20 protein-coding genes are annotated in these 21,641 nt (G+C 61.2%); 2 read left to right on the forward strand and 18 right to left on the reverse strand.

Annotated features, from left to right (window positions below; genetic code table 11):
* Positions 1–95: 95 nt before the first annotated feature.
* Genes sppA through rluC form a run of 3 tightly spaced genes read right to left on the reverse strand, consistent with a single transcriptional unit; the run spans position 96 to position 2,721 of the window.
* Positions 96–1,085 (reverse strand): signal peptide peptidase SppA, encoded by a 990-nt coding sequence (sppA, locus tag F8N62_RS29885; protein WP_150714004.1) that lies wholly within the window; start codon positions 1,083–1,085, stop codon positions 96–98.
* A 24-nt stretch (positions 1,086–1,109) separates the two neighbouring features.
* A complete protein-coding gene (locus F8N62_RS29890; RefSeq protein ID WP_150714005.1) occupies positions 1,110–1,772 on the reverse strand; it encodes an HAD-IA family hydrolase in 663 nt (220 codons plus the stop codon).
* A complete protein-coding gene (gene rluC / locus F8N62_RS29895; protein ID WP_150714006.1) occupies positions 1,759–2,721 on the reverse strand; it encodes a 23S rRNA pseudouridine(955/2504/2580) synthase RluC in 963 nt (320 codons plus the stop codon). Before rluC ends, F8N62_RS29890 begins: the two co-directional genes overlap by 14 nt.
* A 701-nt stretch (positions 2,722–3,422) precedes the next feature.
* Between rluC and rne the strand changes: the two genes are divergently transcribed.
* Positions 3,423–6,644, forward strand: coding sequence for a ribonuclease E (gene rne / locus F8N62_RS29905; protein WP_150714008.1), 3,222 nt, complete (start codon positions 3,423–3,425; stop codon positions 6,642–6,644).
* A 182-nt stretch (positions 6,645–6,826) separates the two neighbouring features.
* Here rne and F8N62_RS29910 read toward each other — a convergent pair whose 3' ends face one another.
* The 12 genes from F8N62_RS29910 to F8N62_RS29965 form a co-directional block, all read right to left on the reverse strand.
* Positions 6,827–7,417, reverse strand: coding sequence for an NTP transferase domain-containing protein (locus F8N62_RS29910; RefSeq protein WP_150714009.1), 591 nt, complete (start codon positions 7,415–7,417; stop codon positions 6,827–6,829).
* Positions 7,414–8,397: an XdhC family protein gene (locus F8N62_RS29915; protein ID WP_150714010.1), complete on the reverse strand. Its 984-nt coding sequence runs from the start codon at positions 8,395–8,397 to the stop codon at positions 7,414–7,416. Before F8N62_RS29915 ends, F8N62_RS29910 begins: the two co-directional genes overlap by 4 nt.
* The gene (locus tag F8N62_RS29920) at positions 8,397–10,718 is read right to left on the reverse strand and encodes a xanthine dehydrogenase family protein molybdopterin-binding subunit (protein WP_150714011.1); all 2,322 of its coding nucleotides are present in this window, start codon (positions 10,716–10,718) and stop codon (positions 8,397–8,399) included. Before F8N62_RS29920 ends, F8N62_RS29915 begins: the two co-directional genes overlap by 1 nt.
* Positions 10,715–11,185 carry a (2Fe-2S)-binding protein gene (locus tag F8N62_RS29925; protein WP_150714012.1) on the reverse strand — a complete coding sequence of 157 codons (471 nt, stop codon included), beginning with the start codon at positions 11,183–11,185 and terminating at the stop codon, positions 10,715–10,717. The genes F8N62_RS29920 and F8N62_RS29925 overlap by 4 nt, the downstream gene beginning before the upstream one ends.
* 246 nt (positions 11,186–11,431) lie before the next feature.
* On the reverse strand, positions 11,432–12,451 hold the full coding sequence (murB, locus tag F8N62_RS29930; protein ID WP_150714013.1) for a UDP-N-acetylmuramate dehydrogenase: 1,020 nt from the start codon (positions 12,449–12,451) through the stop codon (positions 11,432–11,434).
* Positions 12,448–12,912: a low molecular weight protein-tyrosine-phosphatase gene (locus F8N62_RS29935; RefSeq protein ID WP_150714014.1), complete on the reverse strand. Its 465-nt coding sequence runs from the start codon at positions 12,910–12,912 to the stop codon at positions 12,448–12,450. Before F8N62_RS29935 ends, murB begins: the two co-directional genes overlap by 4 nt.
* The gene (gene kdsB / locus F8N62_RS29940) at positions 12,912–13,676 is read right to left on the reverse strand and encodes a 3-deoxy-manno-octulosonate cytidylyltransferase (RefSeq protein ID WP_150714015.1); all 765 of its coding nucleotides are present in this window, start codon (positions 13,674–13,676) and stop codon (positions 12,912–12,914) included. Before kdsB ends, F8N62_RS29935 begins: the two co-directional genes overlap by 1 nt.
* Positions 13,673–13,858, reverse strand: a complete 186-nt coding sequence (locus tag F8N62_RS29945) for a Trm112 family protein (RefSeq protein ID WP_003179363.1) — start codon at positions 13,856–13,858, stop codon at positions 13,673–13,675. The genes kdsB and F8N62_RS29945 overlap by 4 nt, the downstream gene beginning before the upstream one ends.
* 24 nt (positions 13,859–13,882) lie before the next feature.
* Positions 13,883–14,893, reverse strand: a complete 1,011-nt coding sequence (lpxK, locus tag F8N62_RS29950; protein WP_150714016.1) for a tetraacyldisaccharide 4'-kinase — start codon at positions 14,891–14,893, stop codon at positions 13,883–13,885.
* Complete coding sequence (locus F8N62_RS29955; RefSeq protein ID WP_150714017.1) at positions 14,893–15,324, reverse strand: ExbD/TolR family protein; 432 nt, start codon at positions 15,322–15,324, stop codon at positions 14,893–14,895. Before F8N62_RS29955 ends, lpxK begins: the two co-directional genes overlap by 1 nt.
* Positions 15,321–15,959 (reverse strand): MotA/TolQ/ExbB proton channel family protein, encoded by a 639-nt coding sequence (locus F8N62_RS29960; RefSeq protein ID WP_191632470.1) that lies wholly within the window; start codon positions 15,957–15,959, stop codon positions 15,321–15,323. Before F8N62_RS29960 ends, F8N62_RS29955 begins: the two co-directional genes overlap by 4 nt.
* 98 nt (positions 15,960–16,057) lie before the next feature.
* Complete coding sequence (locus tag F8N62_RS29965) at positions 16,058–18,280, reverse strand: DNA internalization-related competence protein ComEC/Rec2 (RefSeq protein WP_150714019.1); 2,223 nt, start codon at positions 18,278–18,280, stop codon at positions 16,058–16,060.
* Between the two features lie 136 nt (positions 18,281–18,416).
* On the opposite strand from F8N62_RS29965, the gene F8N62_RS29970 reads away from it, so the two are divergent.
* Entirely contained in the window at positions 18,417–18,935 is a 519-nt protein-coding gene (locus tag F8N62_RS29970; protein ID WP_150714020.1) for a DUF2062 domain-containing protein, read from the forward strand.
* A gap of 192 nt (positions 18,936–19,127) precedes the next feature.
* Here the strand turns inward: F8N62_RS29970 and F8N62_RS29975 are convergent, their stop codons facing one another.
* The 3 genes from F8N62_RS29975 to F8N62_RS29985 all read right to left on the reverse strand — a co-directional run bounded on the left by F8N62_RS29975 (position 19,128) and on the right by F8N62_RS29985 (position 21,594).
* Positions 19,128–19,907, reverse strand: a complete 780-nt coding sequence (locus tag F8N62_RS29975) for an ABC transporter permease (protein WP_046049056.1) — start codon at positions 19,905–19,907, stop codon at positions 19,128–19,130.
* The gene (locus tag F8N62_RS29980; RefSeq protein ID WP_150714021.1) at positions 19,904–20,836 is read right to left on the reverse strand and encodes an ABC transporter ATP-binding protein; all 933 of its coding nucleotides are present in this window, start codon (positions 20,834–20,836) and stop codon (positions 19,904–19,906) included. Before F8N62_RS29980 ends, F8N62_RS29975 begins: the two co-directional genes overlap by 4 nt.
* 134 nt (positions 20,837–20,970) lie before the next feature.
* On the reverse strand, positions 20,971–21,594 hold the full coding sequence (locus F8N62_RS29985) for a glutathione S-transferase family protein (RefSeq protein WP_150714022.1): 624 nt from the start codon (positions 21,592–21,594) through the stop codon (positions 20,971–20,973).
* Positions 21,595–21,641 lie beyond the last annotated feature (47 nt).

The raw sequence follows: 21,641 nt of genomic DNA on the forward strand, positions 1-21,641 counted from the left end.
AGCAAAAGATCGCAGCCTTCGGCAGCTCCTACATGGATTTAGCGTCCGCCCGTAGGAGCTGCCGAAGGCTGCGATCTTCTAACGCAACCAGAGGGTTATCGCAACGAAGGACCGCGGAAACCCATCCACATCGCCAACTGCTCAGCCACGCTGGCGCCGAGCTTCTTCGAGAAGCGATCAAACGGCGATTCCTGGACGGTGAAGTCCACCAGTTCTTTCTCGCCGATCACGTCGCGCGCCACTGAACTGGCATTGCCCAAACCATCGATCAAACCCAGCGGCAGCGCCTGCTCGCCCGACCAGACCAGACCGGAGAACAGCTCAGGATGTTCTTTGTCCTTGAGTCGATCGCCACGGCCTTTCTTGACACTGGCGATGAACTGCTGGTGCGTCGTATCCAGCACGCCCTGCCAGAACTGAGTCTCTTCCGGCTTCTGTGGCTGGAACGGATCAAGAAACGATTTGTGCTCGCCAGACGTGTAGGTTCGGCGCTCGACACCGAGCTTCTCCATGGTGCCGACAAACCCGTAACCCGCCGCCGTCACACCAATAGAGCCGACCAGACTGGCCTTGTCGGCGTAGATCTGATCCGCCGCACTGGCGATGTAATAAGCACCGGAAGCGCCCAGATCGGAGATCACCGCGTAGACCTTGGTGTCCGGATGCAGGCCGCGCAAGCGACGGATCTCGTCATAGACATAACCCGACTGCACCGGACTGCCGCCAGGGCTGTTGATGCGCAGGATGACGCCCTTGACCTTCTCGTCCTCGAAAGCCGCACGCAGGCTGCCGACGAGGTTGTCTGCGCTGGCCGGCTCCTTGTCGGCAATCACACCGGTCACGTCGATCAACGCGGTGTAGTTGCCGCTGCGGCTGGCGGCTTTTTCCATGTCCATCAGGGGCGTGAACAGCACCAGCGCGCCAATCAGATAAACAAAGGTCAGCAACTTGAAGAAAATCCCCCAGCGCCGCGACCGGCGCTGCTCCTGCACACTGGCCAGCAGGGTTTTTTCCAGCAGCTTCCAGCTCTTCTCGTCACCGCTCTCTGCGCTCGCCTTCGCGGGTGCTTTCCATTCGTCGGTCATGCCATCTACCCCAGCAAAAATCTATTAAGCCCGCTGACTTAGCCAGGCATGCAATTCTGAAAAACGATCAATGGCCAGCGCCGGCTCAAACACTTTCAGCGCGTCGATCGATTGCGCGCCATAGCTGACCGCCACCGAATCCATGCCGGCGTTGCGCGCCATCTGCAGGTCGAAGGACGAGTCGCCAACCATCAACGCTTGCTCCGGGCGAACCTCGCAATGGGCGAGGATCTGCTCCAGCATCAGCGGATGAGGCTTGCTGGCGGTTTCGTCGGCGGCACGGGTGATGTCGAAATAATCTTCCCAACCATGGGCTTTCAGCACCCGATCGAGCCCGCGACGCGCCTTACCGGTGGCCACCGCCAAGTGATAACCCTCGGCGCGAAACGCGGACATCGACTCGACGACACCTTCGAACAACGGCGAAGGCACCGCTTCCGCCGCGATGTAGTGATCGGCGTAGTGCTGACGGAAAGCGCTCAATTCGTTGTCGCCGATTTCCGGATACAACGTACGAATCGCCTCCGGCAGCCCCAACCCGATAATGCCCTTGACCGCAAAATCATCGCGCAACTGAAAGCCGGAACGCTCGGAGGCGACGTGCATCGCTTCGACAATCCGACCAATGGAGTCAGCCAGTGTGCCGTCCCAATCGAAAATCAGCAGCTTGTAATCAGAGGGGTGCACTCAGGCGCTCCACGGTTTTGGCCCACATATCGTCGACTGGCGCCTGCAACTTCAGCTCGCCACCATCCGGCAGCGGCACGGTCAGCATGTAAGCATGCAGAAATAGACGCTTGCCGCCCAGGTCGCGGATTTCCTTGCTGAAACCTTCGTCGCCGTACTTGGTGTCGCCAGCGATGCAATGCCCGGCGTGCAGGGTATGAACGCGGATCTGGTGAGTCCGGCCGGTGATCGGCTTGGCTTCGATCAGGGTGGCAAAGTCGCCGAAGCGGCGCAGCACCTTGAACACGGTCACGGACTCCTTGCCCTCCTCCTCGTCAACCTCGACCATGCGCTCGCCGGAGCGCAGATTGCTCTTGCCGAGCGACGCACGCACCTGCTTGATCGAGGACGCCCAGTTGCCGCGGACCAGCGCCATGTAGCGCTTATCGACGCCGTCGCCACGCAATGCCGTGTGCAAGTGACGCAGCATGCTGCGCTTCTTGGCGATCATCAACAGGCCGGAGGTATCACGGTCGAGACGGTGAACCAGCTCGAGCTCCTTGCAATCGGGACGCAACTGACGAAAGGCTTCGATCACGCCGAAGGTCAAGCCGCTGCCGCCGTGAACTGCGATGCCGCAAGGCTTGTTGATCACGATCAGCGCTTTGTCTTCGAACACAATCGACGCTTCGAGGCGCTGAAGCAGGCCTTGAGCCAAGGGCACAGGCTCGTCGCGCTCGGGCACGCGAACCGGCGGCACGCGCACGATATCACCCGCCTGCAGCTTGTATTCGGGCTTGATCCGACCTTTGTTAACCCGCACTTCGCCCTTGCGCAAAATGCGGTAAATCAAAGTCTTGGGCACGCCTTTGAGCCGAGCGAGAAGGAAGTTATCAATTCGTTGGCCGGCATATTCCGGCGAGACCTCAAGCAGTTGTACGCTTGGGGTCGAGGGGGCAGTAGTCGTCATGGCGCGGATGATATCAATTTTTTATGGAATTGAAGCACTTAATCATTACTGCTATAGTCGCGAACGTCGCCAAAAGCGGCCTGGACAGCGGACCAACGGTCAAAAACCGGCCCTGACCAATGCAATTCACCAGGACGCGAGGCCGTCCTACGGGGCTTTCGCTACGTAACGGTGGAGTTTGCAGGTGTAACGAGCGCAGGTGACATAAGGCCTGAATCACGCCGCAAAGCAGAGTTTTCACTCACTTGGCGAGCCAATATTCACGGCCAGTTCACAAAGTGCAGTCAGCTGCGAATGACCCCGAGCGAACGCTTCGGAAACACCGCCTAAATTAGCCATGATGCGTGACCTCCCCTTTCGGAGCTCACGGTAAATGCCAACCCGCTGCGGATTCTGCGCGCGGCAGCACCCGAATTATCAGGGATACGTGTAGGGTGGAGATGCACAACCGCTGGACTGTGTAGCACTAGGCTTTATCAAGACGCTTCATCTCGTCCACAGCCGCCGGTTGATTCCTCCTCCTGACTGAGTGCTTAAGTAGCCACAGCAAGCAGGACGCGTACGTCGCGACGAAGGCCCACATTGGCCGGACTTCGCTGGACACGGGAATGGCCAACCACTCCCGACGCACCTGACACCGACCGTGAGAAGTCGTGTGTGCCGAACGCCGTTTCCGGCAGCCCGGAAACCGACGGTACTACATGAAAAGAATGCTGATTAACGCAACTCAACCCGAAGAGTTGCGTGTTGCACTGGTAGATGGCCAACGCCTCTACGACCTGGACATCGAATCCGGTGCACGCGAGCAGAAGAAGGCCAACATCTATAAAGGCCGGATTACTCGCATCGAACCAAGCCTTGAGGCTGCCTTTGTCGATTTCGGCTCCGAGCGCCACGGCTTCCTGCCCCTCAAAGAAATCTCCCGCGAATACTTCAAAAAAGCCCCCGAAGGCCGCGTCAACATCAAAGACGTCCTGAGCGAAGGCCAGGAAGTCATCGTTCAGGTTGAAAAAGAAGAACGTGGCAACAAGGGCGCTGCCCTGACCACCTTCATCAGCCTGGCCGGTCGTTACCTGGTGCTGATGCCGAACAACCCGCGTGCCGGCGGTATCTCCCGTCGCATCGAAGGTGAAGAGCGCAACGAACTGCGTGAAGCCCTGAACGGTCTGGTTGCCCCGGCCGACATGGGTCTGATCGTGCGCACGGCCGGCCTGGGCCGCAGCAGCGAAGAAATGCAGTGGGACCTCGATTACCTGCTGCAACTCTGGACCGCCATCAAAGAAGCCTCGCTGGATCGCTCCGCGCCGTTCCTGATCTATCAGGAAAGCAACGTGATCATCCGCGCCATCCGCGATTACCTGCGCCAGGACATCGGCGAAGTACTGATCGACAGCGTTGAAGCCCAGGACGAAGCCCTGACTTTCATCCGCCAGGTGATGCCGCAGTACGCCAGCAAGATCAAGCTGTACGAAGACAGCGTGCCGCTGTTCAACCGTTTCCAGATCGAAAGCCAGATCGAGACCGCTTTCCAGCGCGTCGTCGAACTGCCTTCCGGCGGCTCCATCGTCATCGATCCGACCGAAGCCCTGGTGTCCATCGACATCAACTCGGCGCGCGCCACCAAAGGCAGCGACATCGAAGAAACCGCCCTGCAGACCAACCTTGAAGCCGCCGAAGAAATCGCCCGTCAGTTGCGCTTGCGCGACATCGGCGGCCTGATCGTCATCGACTTCATCGACATGACCCCTGCCAAGAACCAGCGCGCCGTGGAAGAGAAAGTCCGCGAATGCCTGGAAGCCGACCGCGCTCGCGTGCAAGTCGGTCGCATCTCGCGCTTCGGCCTGCTGGAAATGTCCCGTCAGCGCCTGCGTCCGTCGCTGGGCGAAAGCAGCGGCATCGTTTGCCCGCGCTGCAACGGCACCGGCATCATCCGTGATGTTGAATCGCTGTCGCTGGCGATCCTGCGCCTGATCGAAGAAGAAGCCCTGAAAGACCGCACCGCCGAAGTTCGCGCCCAAGTGCCGATTCCGGTCGCAGCGTTCCTGCTCAACGAAAAACGCAACTCGATCACCAAGATCGAACTGCGCACCCGTGCGCGCATTGTCATCCTGCCGAACGATCACCTCGAAACGCCGCATTTCGAAGTTCAGCGTCTGCGCGACGACAGCCCGGAAGCCAGCATCAACCAGTCCAGCTACGAAATCGCAGCCGCCGCTGCCGAAGTCGAAGAAGTCCAGCCAGCCGCTGCGACCCGCACCCTGGTTCGCCAGGAAGCCGCGGTCAAGACCGCTCCGGCCCGCGCCAATGCTCCGGTCCCGACCGAAGTGGTTGCCGCACCGGTTGCCGCTCCGGCCGTTGTGCCAGAGCCAAGCCTGTTCAAAGGCCTGGTGAAGTCGCTGGTCGGCCTGTTTGCGACCAAGGAAGAGCCTGTTGCCCCGGCTGCGGTTGAAAAACCAGCCGCCACCGAACGCCCTGCGCGCAATGAAGAGCGTCGCAACGGTCGTCAGCAGAGCCGCAACCGTAACGGTCGCCGCGATGAAGAGCGCAAGCCTCGCGAGGAACGTGCACCGCGTGAAGAACGCGCACCCCGCGAGCCACGCGAAGCCCGTGAAGAAACCCCGGCCGTCGCTCGCGAAGAACGTGCCCCACGTGAAGAGCGTGCACCACGCGCCCCGCGTGAAGAACGTGCACCGCGCGCGCCTCGTGAAGATCGCAAGCCTCGTGGCGAGCGTGAAGAACGTGTGCGTGAACTGCGCGAACCGCTGGACGCAACCGCTCCGGCCGCCGCCGCTGCCGCTGCCGCTGTCACTGCTGAAGAGCGTCCGGCTCGCCAGCCACGCGAAGAACGCGCTCCACGCCCACCGCGTGAAGAACGTCAACCGCGTGCCGAGCAAGCGGCTGCCGCCGTTGCCGAAGAAGAGCTGACGGGCAACGAAGAGCAATTGCAGGAAGACGGTCAGGACGGCGCCGAAGGCGATCGCCCACGTCGCCGCTCCCGTGGCCAGCGTCGTCGCAGCAACCGTCGCGAGCGTCAACGCGATGCCAATGGCAACGTGATCGAAGGTTCGGAAGAATCGGATTCGGCCGAAGGTAACGAAGGTGCTGAAGGCATCGAAACCCCAAGCACGGCCGATCTGGCCGCCGGCCTGGCTGTCACCGCAGCCGTTGCCAGCACCGTGATCAGCGCGCCGGCCGAAGCACAGGCCAACGAGCAAGCCGAACGCGCCACTGCCGCCACTCTGGAAACTGCTCCAGTGGAAGCGCCGGTGGTTGAAGCAACCACGCCTGTAGAAGCGACCTCTGCTCCGGAAATCGAAGTGGCACCGTTCCAAGCAGCACAGCCTCAGGCTGAAGCTGCCGCTGAACCGGCCTTCGTTGCTGAAGCACCTGCAGTGATTGCAGAGCCAGCGGCTGAAACCGTTGCCGAAACAGTCACCGAAACTGTTCGTGAAGTTCGCGAAGAGCAAACTACGTTCAATTGGGTGGCCGAGCCAACGGTTGTCGAAACGCCAGCGCCAGCGCCAGTCGCTGAAGCAGCGTTCGTCGAGCCAGTGGTGGTTGCTGCCGAACCAGAGCCTGCTCCGGTGGTTGAAGCCCCTGTGGTAGCCGAAGTGGCTGCGCCAGTGGTTGAAGCTGCCCCCGTCAGCGCCCTGACCGAAAATGGCCGTGCGCCGAATGACCCGCGCGAAGTGCGTCGTCGCAAGCGTGAAGAAGAGCGCCTGCAGAAGGAAGCCGAACTGGCAGCCGCTGCGGCTCCGGTTGAAGCGGTTGTCGCCGCCGAGCCTGCGCCGGTTGTTGCTGAAGTGATTGAGGCGGCGCCTGCTGCCTCGGTCATCGAAGAAGCACCTCGCTCCGTTCAGGACGCAGTAGAGCAACACGAACAAGCCCTGGAAAAAGAGCACGAGCCTAAACCTCTCGTCTGATTCCATCGGCCACTAAAAAGCCCCGCCTGGTGATCCAGGCGGGGCTTTTTTATGCCTGCGAACATCACGAGGCCCCTTGTGGGAGCGAGCTTGCTCGCGATGACGGTTTAACCTTCGAAATGGACTCACGCTGATCCACTGCTATCGCGAGCAAGCTCGCTCCCACAGGGGTTGGGTCATGGCTACTTGAAGAGTAACTTCTCAGGTGTATCTACATCCCACAACACCCCGGCATCATCCACAGCCACCTCGACCACCCTGCCCTGCGCAAACAACGGCCTGGCGCCATGATCACCGGACAACGCCATCAGCCCCGGTCCGAAGTGGCGACCGAAGCCTACCGGATGCCCATACTCCCCCCGATGCACGGGCACACTGACAGCATCATCTGCAATCCCGACCAGCACCCGCTCAAAGCTCGACGGCAAAATAAACGGCATATCCCCCAACACGACCAGCCAACCACCGAGCTGCGGACACGCCGCCACGCCTGCGGCAATGCTGTCACCCATGCCCGTCGATTCAACCAGTACGATGTCAAAACCATACGCCTGAGCCATGCGCGCCACCTGCGGGCGATCTTCGGTGGTCACCAGTACGCGCTTCGTCAGGGTTGCCGGCACGCTGACCAGTACCTGCTCGATGACCGAGCGCACAGCGCCGTCACGCCCCGTGCAGTCCGCCAACAACTTGTCTTTGTCGGCACCGGCCACCTGTCGAAACCGACTGCCCTGCCCCGCCGCTAATACGATGACGCCGATGTGCTCGCTCATACCTGCTCCTGCAACGGCTTCTTCTGTTTCAGCTCGACGCCGTTTTTGATCGCGACAATTTCGGCCAGCAGCGACAGGGCGATTTCCGCCGGAGAATGGCTGCCGATGTGCAAACCGATCGGGCCGTGCAGGCGCGCGATGGCGGCTTCTGACAAGCCTAGCTGAGCCAGGTTGTCCCGGCGCTTCAGGCTGTTGACCCGCGAACCCAGCGCACCGACATAAAACGCCCTGGAGTCCAGCGCCGTGAGCAGCGCCATGTCATCCAGGCGCGGGTCGTGGGTCAGCGCGACGATGGCCGTGCGTTCGTCAGTCTGAATGTTCAGCACCGCTTCGTCCGGCATGCCGGAGACAAAACGCCCGTGCTGCTCTTCCCAGCCGTAGACGAACTCGGTGCGCGGATCGCAGATCAGCACTTCGAAATCCAGCAACCGGGCCATCTCCGCCACATAACGGGACAGCTGCCCGGCGCCGATCAGCAACAACCGCCAGCGCGGGCCGTAAATCGCGCGCAGCGTGTGGCCGTCGAAGCTCAGCACATCACTCTTGGTCGCTGACTGCAACGTCACCTCGCCAGTGGCGATATCCAGCGACCGAGCCGTGATTTCATGGGCCTCGCAACGCGTCAGCAAATCGGCGACCCAGGTCGGGTCACCGATGCGCTCTTCGGTCAGACGCAATGTGCCGCCGCACGGCAAGCCGAAACGTGCGGCCTCTTCGCGGGTGACGCCGTAGGTGATTAACTGCACCGGCGGCCCATCGTCCGGAATACGGCCGTCATGCAGCCGCGCAATCAAATCATCCTCGACACACCCGCCAGACACCGAACCGATCACCACCCCGTCTTCGCGCAAGGCCAGCATGGCGCCAGGTGCCCGGGGCGCGGTGCCCCAGGTCTGGACCACGCTGTACAACATCACTCGCTGACCGGCGCGGCGCCATTCGAGCACGCTACGCAAGACGTTCAGATCGACGCTGTCCATCAGGCCTCAGCCTTCTGCCAGCCCTGCAACTGATAGCGAACCGGCAGGTTGCGGATGCGTTTGCCAGTCGCGGCGAAGATCGCATTGCACAGCGCCGGCGCAATCGGCGGCACGCCCGGCTCCCCGACGCCGCCCAACGGCACATTGCCCGGCGGAGTGACGAGATGCACGGCGACTTCCTTCGGTGCCAGGGACATGCGCGCCACTTCGTACATGTGGAAGTTGTCCTGCTGAACCTTGCCGTCCTTGAAGCTGATCTCGCCCAGCACCGCGTTGCCCAGGCCCATGACGCAGGCGCCTTCGAACTGCGAGCGAATCCGCTCGGGGTTGATCTGCGGACCGCAATCCACGGCGATGTCGGCCTTGTGCACGATCAAGGTGCCGTCATCTTTGACTTCGACCTCAATCACCGCCGCCACATAGGTCACGAAGCTGTAATGCACCGCCAGACCCAACCCGCGACCTTTCGGCAACTCACGCCCCCAACCGGCGGCTTTCGCGGCGGTTTCCAGTACCGTGCGCATGCGCCCGGTGTCGATCGGATAACGCTCGGGGGATTCGCCGTAGTTCCACTCTTCACTCAAGGTGCGCGGGTCGATCTGACGATCGGGGCCGAGCAGTTTGATCTGGTACTTCAGTGGATCCTGTTTGGCCTGGTGCGCCAGTTCATCGACAAAGCTCTGGATCGCAAAACCGTGAGGAATATTCGACACCGAGCGAAACCAGCCGACCCGCGTGTGGATCGCCGCTTCCGGGTTTTCCAGGCGCACATTGGGAATCGCGTAAGCCATGTTGGTGAAACCCATGCCCAACTCGAACGCCGCTTCGTGGTTCATGCCCGGTGCAAACAGTGCGGAGATGCTCGGCGCCACGGTGCGGTGCAGCCAACCCGACGGCAGGCCGTCCTTGCCGAGACTGGCCTTGAGGTACTCGGCCGATACAGTGTGGAAATATGAACAATGGATATCGTCTTCACGGGTCCATTGCACCCGCACGGCCTTGCCGGGAAATTCCCTGGCGAGAATGGCCGCTTCAATGATGAAGTCCGGCTTGGATTTGCGGCCGAAACCGCCGCCCAGCAGGGTGACGTGGATGGTGACGTTATCGAACGGAATGCCAAGGCGTTCGCCGATCCGCTTGCGGGTGACTTGCGGTGCCTGGCTCGGGGCCCAGGCTTCGCACACGCCATCCTTGAAACGCGCGATGGCGACCATCGGCTCCATCGGCGCCTGCGCCAGGTGCGGCAGGTAATAGGAGGCTTCGAGTTTGCTGTCGGCACCGCTCATGGCTGCGTCGATATCACCGGTGTTGCGCACCACTTTGCCCGGCTTGAGCGACGAAGCTTCGAGCTCCTTGCGGTAGGCTATCGAGTCGTAACTGGTGTTGGGGCCGTCGTCCCACTCGATCTTCAGGGCCTCACGGCCCTTGATCGCGGCCCAGGTATTGCTGGCCACCACGGCCACGCCGCCCAGCGGTTGAAACTCCGATGGCAGCGGACGACCTTCGATCTGGATGACTTTGATCACGCCCGGGACTTTCAGCGCAGCGCTGTCGTCCAGTGATTTGACCTTGCCGCCGTACACCGCCGGGCGCGCGATGGTGGCGTAGAGCATTCCGTCGACATGCACATCGGCACCGTAGAGGGCGCGACCGTTGACGATGTCGGCACCGTCGATGGCTTTAGTGCCTTCCTTGCCGATGTAGCGGAACTCCGACTGTTCCTTGAGCCGCAGACTGTCGCGTGCCGGCACCGCCAGCGCGCTCGCAGCGGCGGCCAGCGCGCCGTAACCGAGCTCGCGGCCGGTGGGTTTATGGATGATTTTGTGCAATTGCGCATGACACTCGCCGACCGGGACTTTCCACTGCTCGGCGGCGGCTTGCTCAAGCATGGTTCGCGCGGCGGCACCGCAGCGGCGCATCGGCTCATACCAATGGCGCATGCTGCGCGAACCGTCGGTGTCCTGATTGCCAAAACGCACTTCGTCGCCCGGCGCCTGCTGTACTTTTACCAGCGCCCAATCGGCATCCAGTTCATCGGCTACCACCATGCTCAGGCTGGTGCGAACGCCCTGGCCCATTTCCGAGCGGTTGCACACCACCGTCACGCTGCCATCGGCGGCAATGCTGACGTAGACCTTTGGATCATCGATCCAGCCGTTGGGCATGCCGTCGGCGCCAAATTTCTTCTCGGCCTCGGCAGCGAAAGCGTCCTGCCAGCCCCAGCTCGCGGCGAGCACCAGCGCACTGGTGGCACCGACGCCTTTGAGGAAACCGCGACGGCTGAGATTGCTCAGCGCGAAATCATTCGGTAAAGGGCTCATGCCTTGGCCTCCTTCAGGTGAGTGGAGGCCTGACGGATAGCAGTCTTGATCCGGTTGTAAGTGCCGCAACGGCAGATATTGCCGACCATCGCCTCTTCGATCTGCTCATCGCTGGGGTTCGGGTTGATCTTGAGCAGCGCCGTCGCCGACATGATCTGCCCGCCCTGGCAGAAACCGCACTGCGCCACTGCGGTATCCAGCCACGCCTGCTGAACGACTTGCCCGACCGGGTCGGCGTGAAGGTTGTCGATGGTGCTGACGTTCTGGCCGATCACCGAGCCGATCGGCGTGATGCAGCTGCGCGCCGGGGAGCCGTCGATATGAATGGTGCAAGCGCCGCACAGGCCCATGCCACAGCCGAATTTGGTGCCGTTGTAACCGGCCACGTCGCGGATAGCCCAGAGCAGCGGCATGTCCTCGGTGACATCGAGTTGATGGTCTTGACCGTTGAGTTTCAGGGTAATCATGGGCACGCCCGCATATGGGTACTGGATTATGGGGTCGAGCAATCTGCCGCCAGAGACTGGCGGTTGGCATCACGCAGATCGGCTCAGGCTAATGAGGCTCTCTTATGCGGACGGGGACGTCTGCATCGGGCCTTTGGTGGAGCAAATGCTTGCATCGTTAGGGGGCTAAGTTAACCCAGCATTAACAAAAAAGCCCTGCACAATCGAAGTTGTACAGGGCTTTGAAATCAATCCTGAAAGCTTGGCTCAGTACCGATTCGGCTCCATTTCCAGGTCGACATGGAAACGTTCTGCGATGTCTTTCTGGATGCGCTGCGCAAGGTGCAGTAATTGCAGGCCGGTTGCGCTGCCGTAATTGACCAGCACCAGCGCCTGCAATGCATGCACGCCGGCATCGGCGTCGCGAAAACCTTTCCAGCCTGCCCGCTCGATCAGCCAGCCCGCCGCCAGCTTCATCTGCCCGTCGGGTTGCGCGTAAGCCACCAGGTCCGGGTATTGACCTTTGAGCCGGGCGACCAACGCCGCCGACACCAGCGGATTCTTGAAGAAGCTGCCGGCATTGCCGAGCACCGCCGGGTCCGGGAGCTTCTCGTTGCGGATGCTGCAAATCGCCTGACTGACATCGCTGGCGGTCGGCTGCTCGATACCCTGCTCGCTCAGGCGCTGACGCACCGGGCCGTACTCCAGATGCAAATGCGCAGCGCGGTTCAGCGCGAAACGCACCCGCAGGATCAGCCAGCGCCCCGGTTCCTGTTTGAACAGGCTGTCGCGGTAGGCGAAGTTGCATTCGGCCAGGCTGAAGTCGCGCAGTTCGCCGGTCTGGCGATCCAGCGCGGTCAGGCCAGCGAACACGTCCTTGATTTCCACTCCATAGGCGCCGATGTTCTGCATCGGTGCCGCGCCGACGGTGCCGGGGATCAGGCTGAGGTTCTCCAGCCCCGACAGCCCCTGCGCCAGCGTGTGTTGCACGAAGGGGTGCCAAGGCTCGCCGGCCTCGGCTTCGATGACAACCTGGTTGCCGTCATCGCTGAGAATGCGAATGCCGCGCGTGGCCATGCGCAGCACCAGCGACTGGATGTCGGCGGTCAGCAGCAGATTGCTGCCACCGCCAATCACCAGCAACGGCACGGCATGTTGCGCCGCATACGCCAGCGCTTCACGCACATCGGCATCGCTGTGGGCCTCGGCGAACAAACGGGCCTGAACATCGACACCAAAACTGTTGTAAGGCTTGAGCGAAACGCCAGTCAGCACCTGCAAACTCATAACCGGCCCTTCAGTTCGATCACTAGCAGGTCGGCGGCTCGCTCGATCAGGTCCAGCACGTATTCAAACCCCTGATCGCTGTCGTGGTACGGATCCGGCACATCATCGATGTCCGACTCATAGCGACGCAGGAACAGGTCCAGCTCAGCCTTGCCCCTGACGGGTTGCAAAGCCTTGAGGTTGCGCAGGTTGTTGCTGTCCATCGCGAGGATCAAATCGTAGGTGGCGAAATCGGCGCGGGTCACTTGCTGGGCGCGCTGGGCGGACAGGTCGTAACCGCGCAGCCTGGCCGCGGCCTGGCTGCGCTCGTCTGGAGGCCCGCCAACGTGCCAGTCACCGGTGCCGGCGGAGGCGACCTCGACCTGATCGGCCAGCCCCGCTTCACGCAATTTATGCCGCAGCACGCCTTCGGCCGTCGGTGAACGGCAGATGTTGCCCAGGCACACGAACAAAACCCGCATCAGGCCTCCAGCAGGCGACGAACGCGCTCAAGATCTTCGACGGTGTCGACACCGGGAGGCGGTGCAATCAATGCATCGGCCACGTGAATCCGCACGCCGTGCCACAAGGCACGCAGCTGTTCCAGGGATTCAGTGTTTTCCAGCCAGCACGGGCCCCAGCTGACAAAGTCATGGAGGAACCCGGCGCGGTAGGCATAGATGCCGATGTGACGACGATACGGCACGCCTTGGGGCAGCTCTTCGCGATTTTTCGCGAACGCGTCCCGGGCCCACGGCAACGTCGCGCGACTGAACGTCAGCGCCAGGCCGTTGAGGTCGCTGACCACTTTGACGACATTGGGGTTGAACAGGGTTTCGACGTCTTCGATCGGCTCGGCCAGTGTCGCCATGCGCGCTTCGGCGTGGGCCGCGAGGTTGGCGGCGACCTGATCGATCACGCTCGGCGGGATCAGCGGTTCGTCGCCCTGGACATTGACCACGATGGCGTCGGGCGCCAGGCCCAGTTTCGCCGCGACTTCAGCCAAGCGATCGGTGCCGGAATTGTGGTCTTCGCGGGTCAGCACCACTTCAGCGCCAAACCCGTTGCACGCCTCGACAATGCGCGCATCGTCCGTGGCGACCACCACGCGTTCGGCGCTGCTCTTACTCGCCTGTTCCCAGACGTGCTGAATCATCGGTTTGCCGGCGATCAGCAGCAACGGCTTGCCCGGCAAACGGGTGGAGGCGTAACGCGATGGAATGACAACAGTAAAGGCGGAGGTCATTTATCCAGACGCTCGTCGGTGGTCAGGGTGCGGGCTTCGGATTCGAGCATCACCGGGATGCCGTCGCGAATCGGGTAAGCGAGACCTGCGCCCTTGCTGATCAGCTCGGTTTTGTCGGCGCTGAGTTTGAGCGGGCCTTTGCAGACCGGGCAAGCAAGGATGTCGAGCAATTTAGTGTCCATGAGCATTCCCTGGATAAAAACGGTTTAAGGCAAAAGACGAGCCGGCAGCAGGCGCATCAGCTGCGTATCGAACCAGGCCACGAAGGCCGGCGATGGCGCAGCATCGACCGTCAGGTACCACCAATCGGCGGCGGCAAAGGCACGGCACTTCACCGCGTCCTTTTCAGTCATCACCAACGGCAATGACGGTGTGAAATTCAAGGCCTGCACGCTGTATTCGGCGTGGTCGGCAAACGCATGCGGGACTGGCCGCCAGTGTAGCGTTTCGAGGGTTGTGAAGAAACGCTGCGGATTGCCGATCCCGGCCACTGCATGCACCGCCTGACCGGCAGGAAAATGGTCGAGGGGACGCCGTTCGCCGCTGTGCAGATTAACCAGTTCGGTGGGTTGCAGCTGGAAGGCAAAACCGTCGGCGCGATCCTCCGCGGCGCCGTTGTAGAGCACCGCATCGACGCTTTGCAGGCGCTCGACGGGTTCGCGCAACGGTCCGGCAGGCAAGCAACGCTGGTTGCCCAGACCTCGGGCAGCATCGATCAACACCAGCTCCAGATCTCGGGCCAGACGGTAATGCTGCATGCCGTCATCGGACAGGATCAGGTCCAGCGGTTCGCTCGCCAGCAGCGCTTTGACGGCGTTACTGCGATCCGGATCGATCATCAACGGCACGCCGGTGCGCTGAACAATCAGCAACGGCTCGTCGCCGGCGACGTCGGCGGTTTGATCGGCCTCGACGCGCCACGGCAATTGCGGCGGTTTGGCGCCATAGCCACGGCTGACCACACCGACGCGCAACCCGCTGCGCTGGCAGTGCTGGATCATCCACAGAATCAGCGGCGTCTTGCCGGTGCCACCCACGGTGATGTTGCCGACGACGATCAACGGCACCGGCGGCTGATAGATCTCGCCCTCGCCCGCCAGAAAACGTTTGCGCTTTTTCATGACCACGCGCCGATACAGCCACTCCAGCGGCTGCAACAGTTTCAGGGCCGGATGACCCTGGTACCACGCGGCAAGCAACCGTTCGGACATGGCCATCAGGGCGCGGGCGGCGCCGCTTCGACGGTGGTCATGCGCAGGTGGCTGAATCCGAGTTTGCCGGCGGCATCCATGGCGATAATGACCGACTGATGCTGAGTCTTGCCGTCGGCGCTGATGGACAGCGGCAGGTTGGTGTCGCCATTGGACTCTTTCTGCAGCGCATCCATCAGAGTCGTCAGGTCGTTCTTCGGCAAGACCTTGTCATTCACCGAGAACGCACCTTCTGCATTGATAGCAACGTCGAGATGTTTGACCTGCTGGTCTTCGGCGGGCGAACCACTGACCGCTTCCGGCAGCTCGACACGCAACTGGGTTTCACGGGTGAAAGTAGTGGTGACGACGAAAAACAGCAGCAGGATAAACACCACGTCGATCAGCGACGCGAGGTTGATGTCTACCGTTTCCCGCGGTTTTCGGCGGAATTTCACGCTTTTTTGCCCTCAGCCAGGTCCACGTCACGATCACCCTGAACGACCTCGACCAGTTTGATCGCTTCCTGCTCCATGCCCACTACCAGCTCATCGATTCGACGTTGCAGGAAACGGTGGAAGAAGACTGCCGGGATACCGACCATCAGACCCGCGGCCGTGGTAATCAGCGCCTTGGAAATACCACCCGCGAGCACGGCGGCGTTGGTGCCGATGCCGTTGCCCATAAATGCACTGAAAATATCGATCATGCCCAGCACAGTGCCCAGCAGACCGAGCAACGGCGCCATGGCGGCGATAGTGCCGAGGGCATTGATATAGCGTTCGAGCTCGTGAATAACCCGTGCAGCGGCTTCCTCGATGCACTCTTTCATGATCTCGCGACCATGCTTGGAATTGGCCAGGCCCGCCGCCAAAATCTCGCCCAGCGGCGAGTTGGCGCGCAATTCCTTGAGTTTTTCTTTATTGAGCTGTTTGTCCTTGATCCATACCCAGACCTGCCCGAGCAAATGCTCCGGGGTCACACGGCTGGCACGCAGGGTCCACAGGCGCTCGGCGACGATCGCCATGGCCGCGATGGAACTCAGAATGATCGGCAGCATCATCCAGCCGCCGGATTTGACCAATTCCCACACAGTGACAGCCCCCTCGAAAAAGTGCGCCACTCTAACATAGGGGGTCGGCGCACCGAAGACCGTGATGTCGCATCCGGTCGGGCTTTAATAACCCGCGGTTATGGCGGGGCCCGCCAGAACCGCCGTTCCTGACGCATCGTCCAGGGCAGCTGGAAGCGCCCGAGGTGCAGACGAATGGCGCCTTGTTCGACGCTGTCATAGATCGCCATGCCGCGCTTTCGATAGCGCGCCACGACGGTTGGGTGCGGGTGACCGAATGAATTGCCGTTGCCGCGCGAGATCAGCACCGCTTTGGGTTGCAGCACGGCGAGCAGTGCTGCCGAGGACGAACTGCGGCTGCCATGGTGCGGCGCCTGCAACCAATCGGTGGGCACGGCCAGCGGACTGTCGAGCAATTCTCGTTCGGCGGCGGTGTCGATATCCCCGGTCAGCAGGATTCGTTCGCCATTGGCTTCGACCTGCAGTACACAGGATTTCTGATTGCTGTCTGCCGCCGAAGACCATTGCCAGAGCTGGAACCGCACGCCGTCCCAACTCCATTGCTGGCCGCTATTGCAGGGCTCGGCGTGCAACGCATCGGGCAGTGCCTCAGGATCGCCGCTGAGGACTCGCGACACCGGCAACCCATTGGCCACCGCACGCGCGCCGCCGGCGTGGTCGGCGTCGGCATGGCTGATCAGCATCAAGTCGAGTTCGTCCACACCCAGTTTGCGCAGGGCTGGCAAGACCACGCGCTCGCCGAGATCGAAGTCGCCGAAGCGCGGCCCGGTGTCGTAGAGCAGCGTGTGATGGCGGGTTCGCACCAGAATCGCCAGGCCTTGGCCGACATCCAGTTGCAGGATTTCAGCGATACCTTCCGGCAGTAATGGCCGGGGCGGGAAAACCAGCACCAGCAACAGCGGCCACCCCAACGGCCGCAGCGGTATGCCGCGAGGCATCAACAGGAAAAACGCACCAAGGGCGCCCAATGCCCATGTCCACACTGGAATCGCCACGGGCACCCAAGCGGGCAACTGACCGGCCATCAACGCCAGGCCTTTGAACAGCCAATCGATCAAGCCGCCCGCCAGCCACAGCAACCCTTCACCGACATAGGGTAGCGGCAACAGCAACGTCCCCAACAAGGCCGGCGGCAGCACCACCAGACTGACCCAAGGCACCGCCAGCAGATTGGCCACCGGACCGCTGATGCTGATCGGCAACCCCAGCACCAGCAGCAACGGCCCCAGCCCGATTGCGATCAGCCATTGCGCACGGGTCCAGGTTTGCCACCAGCGCCAGGCGCCCAACCGGCCACCAAAGGTGAAAATCAACACCGCCACCGCCGCAAAGGACAACCAGAAACCCGGCTGCAGACTCGCCAGCGGATCCAGCAGCAGCACCGCGTTGAGCGCCAGCAACAATGGCCACCAGGCGCCGAGGTGGCGAAAGCGCAGACGCCACAACAGCACCAGACCGATCATCACGCAGGCGCGCCGTACCGGCACATCGAACCCCGCCAACAACCCATAGCCGAGTGCCGCAGCGAATGCCAGCCCGCACGCCCATGGCAGCCACGGCAAGCGATTCGGCCACAGACCATAGCGAGCAAGCCCGGCAATCAGCAGATACAACACCCCGGCAAGCAAGCCGACGTGCTGCCCGGAAATCACCAATAAATGCACGGTGCCGGTGTCTTGCAAGACCTGCCAATCCTCACGACTGAGCCCGGCGCCATCGCCCAGAACCAGCGCGGCCAGGGCACCGTTGCGCCCTTGCGCGTCCACCGTTTGCAAGCGTTGACGGATGCCGTCGCGCCAGGCCCACCGGGCTTCGCTGAGTCGCTGGCCGTCCTTGATGGTCCCGGTGGCTCCGATGCGTTGCGCCAGCAACCAGGCGTCGTAATCAAAGGCATGGGGATTGAGCAGCCCGGCGGGACGCTTCAATTTCACCGCCAGCCGCCAGCGTTCACCGCTGTTGACCGGCGGCCCGTCATACCAGGCCAGGCGCATCAGCGTCGGCACTTTCGCCTGTCTCGACCGCGCATCCGCGAATTCGAAACGAACAACCCCGTCATTGTTCTGGGGCAATCCCGTGACCCGCCCTTCAATCCAGCGGGTTTCGCCATCAAGGTTCGCCGTCAGGCGATCATCCAGCACCCACTGCGCATTCGCGCCGGCCCAACTGAGGCCGAACAGGAAAAATGCCAATGGGTAAGGCCGAAACGGCAACACCATCAAACCCGCGAGCGGTAGCAGCACCCATAACCAGACCGGCGGTAAAACCGGCAAAAGACGCAAGGCCAACAAGCCCAGCGCCAGCGCCATCATCCCTGTGCGCATACGCCCATCCTTGAGAGTCCCCTCTCTAGGCTTAGCCGGCTTATCGCACGAGCACGGTTATTAATTGTCACAAAGTCTGAATGGGAGACTCATAGAATCCAGACATACTTGCCGCCTTAACCGACCGAGAAGCCTTATGCCCCGGCGCTTATTCAAACGCTACATGCCAGATCCGACCAGCATCAGGGAACATAAATCCTTACGCTTTCTCGGCACCCTGCTGCATGACCCGAACCTCTGGCACCTCAACCGACACTCGGTTGCACGGGCCATGGCGGTGGGTTTGTTCGCGGCATTTTTGCCGATTCCGTTGCAGATGCTGGTGGCTGCCGTTCTTGCGATTATCGTGCGAGGGAACATGCCGATTGCGGTCAGCCTGGTCTGGCTGACCAATCCGATCACCATGCCTGCAGTGTTTTTCTGTACGTATCAGACCGGCGCCTGGTTGATGGATGTTCCGGCTCGTCATCTGCCTGATGAATTGACCTGGGAATGGATCAGCGGCGAATTGTCCACGCTGTGGCAGCCGTTTTTGCTGGGCTCGGTGGTGGTGGGGGTGGTGTTGGGTGCCCTCGCCTATTGCCTGGTGATGATGTATTGGCGGTGGTGGGTAAGTCGGCAGTGGTCGCGGCGGAAGAAAAAGCGGAGGGAGTGACCGGATTTTGATCTGACGTGCTTCGCTGGATTGATCAAGCACATCCTCGTGGATGGAACCAATCCCCTGTGGGAGCGAGCCTGCTCGCGAAAAACGCCCAGCCGCAGCGTTGATCCAGATAACGCGGGTTATCGTTCACGCCCATCGCGAGCAGGCTCGCTCCCACAGGAAATGCGCAGGACCGGAGGAAGCCTAAGTCCGCATCCCCCGCCCACTCACCAACAATCGGGCGCACCCGACATACAACACAACCGTCGCCACCAGCATGAACGTAATCGCCACACTGATCCGGATATCCGAAACCCCGAGAATCCCGTACCGAAACGCATTGACCATATGCAACACCGGGTTGGCCAAGGAAACGGTCTGCCAAAACGGCGGCAACAGCGAGATCGAGTAGAACACCCCCCCCAGGTAAGTCAGCGGCGTCAGCACAAACGTCGGAATAATCGAAATATCATCAAAGTTGCGCGCAAACACCGCGTTGATGAATCCCAACAAAGAAAAAATCGTCGCCGTCAGCACCACCACCAGAATGGTCACACCCAAGTGATGCACCTGCAACTGGGTGAAGAACAGCGACAGCAGCGTCACGATCACCCCGACCATCAACCCGCGCAGCACGCCGCCCAAGGTGTAGCCGATCAGAATCGTGTGCGGCGACACCGGCGATACCATCAATTCCTCAATGGAGCGCTGGAACTTGCTGCCGAAGAAACTCGACACCACGTTGCCATAGGAGTTGGTGATCACCGACATCATGATCAGCCCCGGCACGATGTACTCCATATAGGTGAAGCCACCCATGTCACCGATCTGCCGGCCGATCAGGTTACCGAAAATCACGAAGTACAAAACCATGGTGATTGCCGGCGGCAGCAGGGTCTGCGGCCAGATCCGGGTGAAGCGCTTGACCTCACGGTAGACGATGGTATTGAGCGCGACGAGGTTGGGTTGCAGCTCGGAACTCATACCGCCACCTTCGACAGATTTTTCTCCACCAGGGACACGAACAACTCCTCGAGGCGATTGGTTTTATTGCGCAGGCTCAGCACTTCGATGTTCTGCTGCGCCAGCTGGGTGAACAGCGCGGTGATGCCCATGGCCTTGTCGACCTGGACTTCAAGCGTATGGCCATCGAGCAGCTTGGTCGGGTAACCGAGCAACTGTGGCGCGGCGCTCAGGGTGTTTTTGATGTCGAGCAGGAACGTCTCCACATGCAACTGGCCCAGCAGTTGTTTCATGCTGGTGTTCTCGACGATGGTGCCGTGGTCGATGATGCCGATGTTGCGGCACAGTTGCTCAGCCTCCTCCAGATAATGCGTGGTGAGGATGATCGTGATGCCTTTCTGGTTGAGCTCGGTCAGGAACGTCCACATCGAACGACGCAGCTCGATATCGACCCCCGCCGTCGGTTCGTCGAGGATCAGCAGGCGCGGTTCGTGAACCAGCGCACGGGCGATCATCAGCCGACGCTTCATGCCGCCGGACAGCGAACGTGACGGTGTATCGCGCTTGTCCCACAGGCCAAGCTGGGTCAAATACTGCTCGGCGCGTTCCTTGGCGATTTTCGGCGGGATGCCGTAATAACCGGCCTGGGTCACAACGATGTCGAAGGTTTTTTCGAACTGGTTGAAATTGAATTCCTGCGGCACCACGCCGATGGAGCGCTTGAGCTGCGCAGGATTCTTGTCCAGGTCGTGACCGAAGATGTTCACGGTGCCACTGGTCTTGTTCACCAGGGTCGAGAGGATGCCGATGGTTGTGGATTTGCCGGCGCCGTTCGGGCCGAGCAAGGCAAAAAAGTCACCTTCGGCGACATCCAGATCGATACCACTCAGGGCCTGGAAACCGTTGCCGTAGGTTTTGGTTAGCTGCCGGATGGACAGAGCGGAACTCATATCGGATTTACGCACCAAGAAGGGGAAGAAAGGAATAAATAAGGGCGGGCGGTGATCAACACAACCGCGGCGCATAAGCGCAATGGTGCTTGTCACCGCCACACAAGTACAGTCAAGTGTGTCGATAGTAAGTATTAAGTCAACGCAGTCATGACGGCTTTGCGGTACGCCGGACGCTGTTTCAGGCGGGCATACCAGGCCTCCAGCCGGGGCTGCGGTGCGCGTTCGATGGGCATCTCGAACCAGGCATAAATGAAACTTCCGAGGGGAATGTCGCCCATGCCGATTTCATCGCCCGACAGGTACGGTTGAGTCCCCAGCGCCTGATCGGCCATCGCCAGCAGGCCGTCGCACTCTTTGATTGCGGCGTTGATGGCGGGCCAGTCCTGCTTGTCCTCCGGGGTACGCAACACGCCCCAGAACACTGTGCGAAACGGACCGGCGAAATTGGCAGTGGTCCAGTCCATCCATTTATCGGCCGTGGCGCGCGCCTTCAAGTCCGAGGGATACCAGGCGCTGTCGCTTGCATGGAGGGCCATCAGGTAACGGACGATGGCGTTGGATTCCCACAGCACGAAACCGTCGTCCTCGATGACTGGCACGCGGCCATTGGGGTTCATCGCGCGGTACTCAGGCGTGTCGACGACACCGAACGCGCCGCCCGCATCGATCGCTTCATAGGCCAGGCCCAACTCCTCGGCGGCCCATAAAGGCTTTCTGACATTCGACGAATTTTTCCGACCCCAGATCTTCAGCATGACCGCCTCTTTATGGTTATGGATAAATGCGCAGGCAGCATACGCCG

The sequence above is a fragment of the Pseudomonas fluorescens genome, assembly GCF_902497785.1.
GTDB classification, from domain to species: Bacteria; Pseudomonadota; Gammaproteobacteria; order Pseudomonadales; family Pseudomonadaceae; genus Aquipseudomonas; species Aquipseudomonas fluorescens_BO.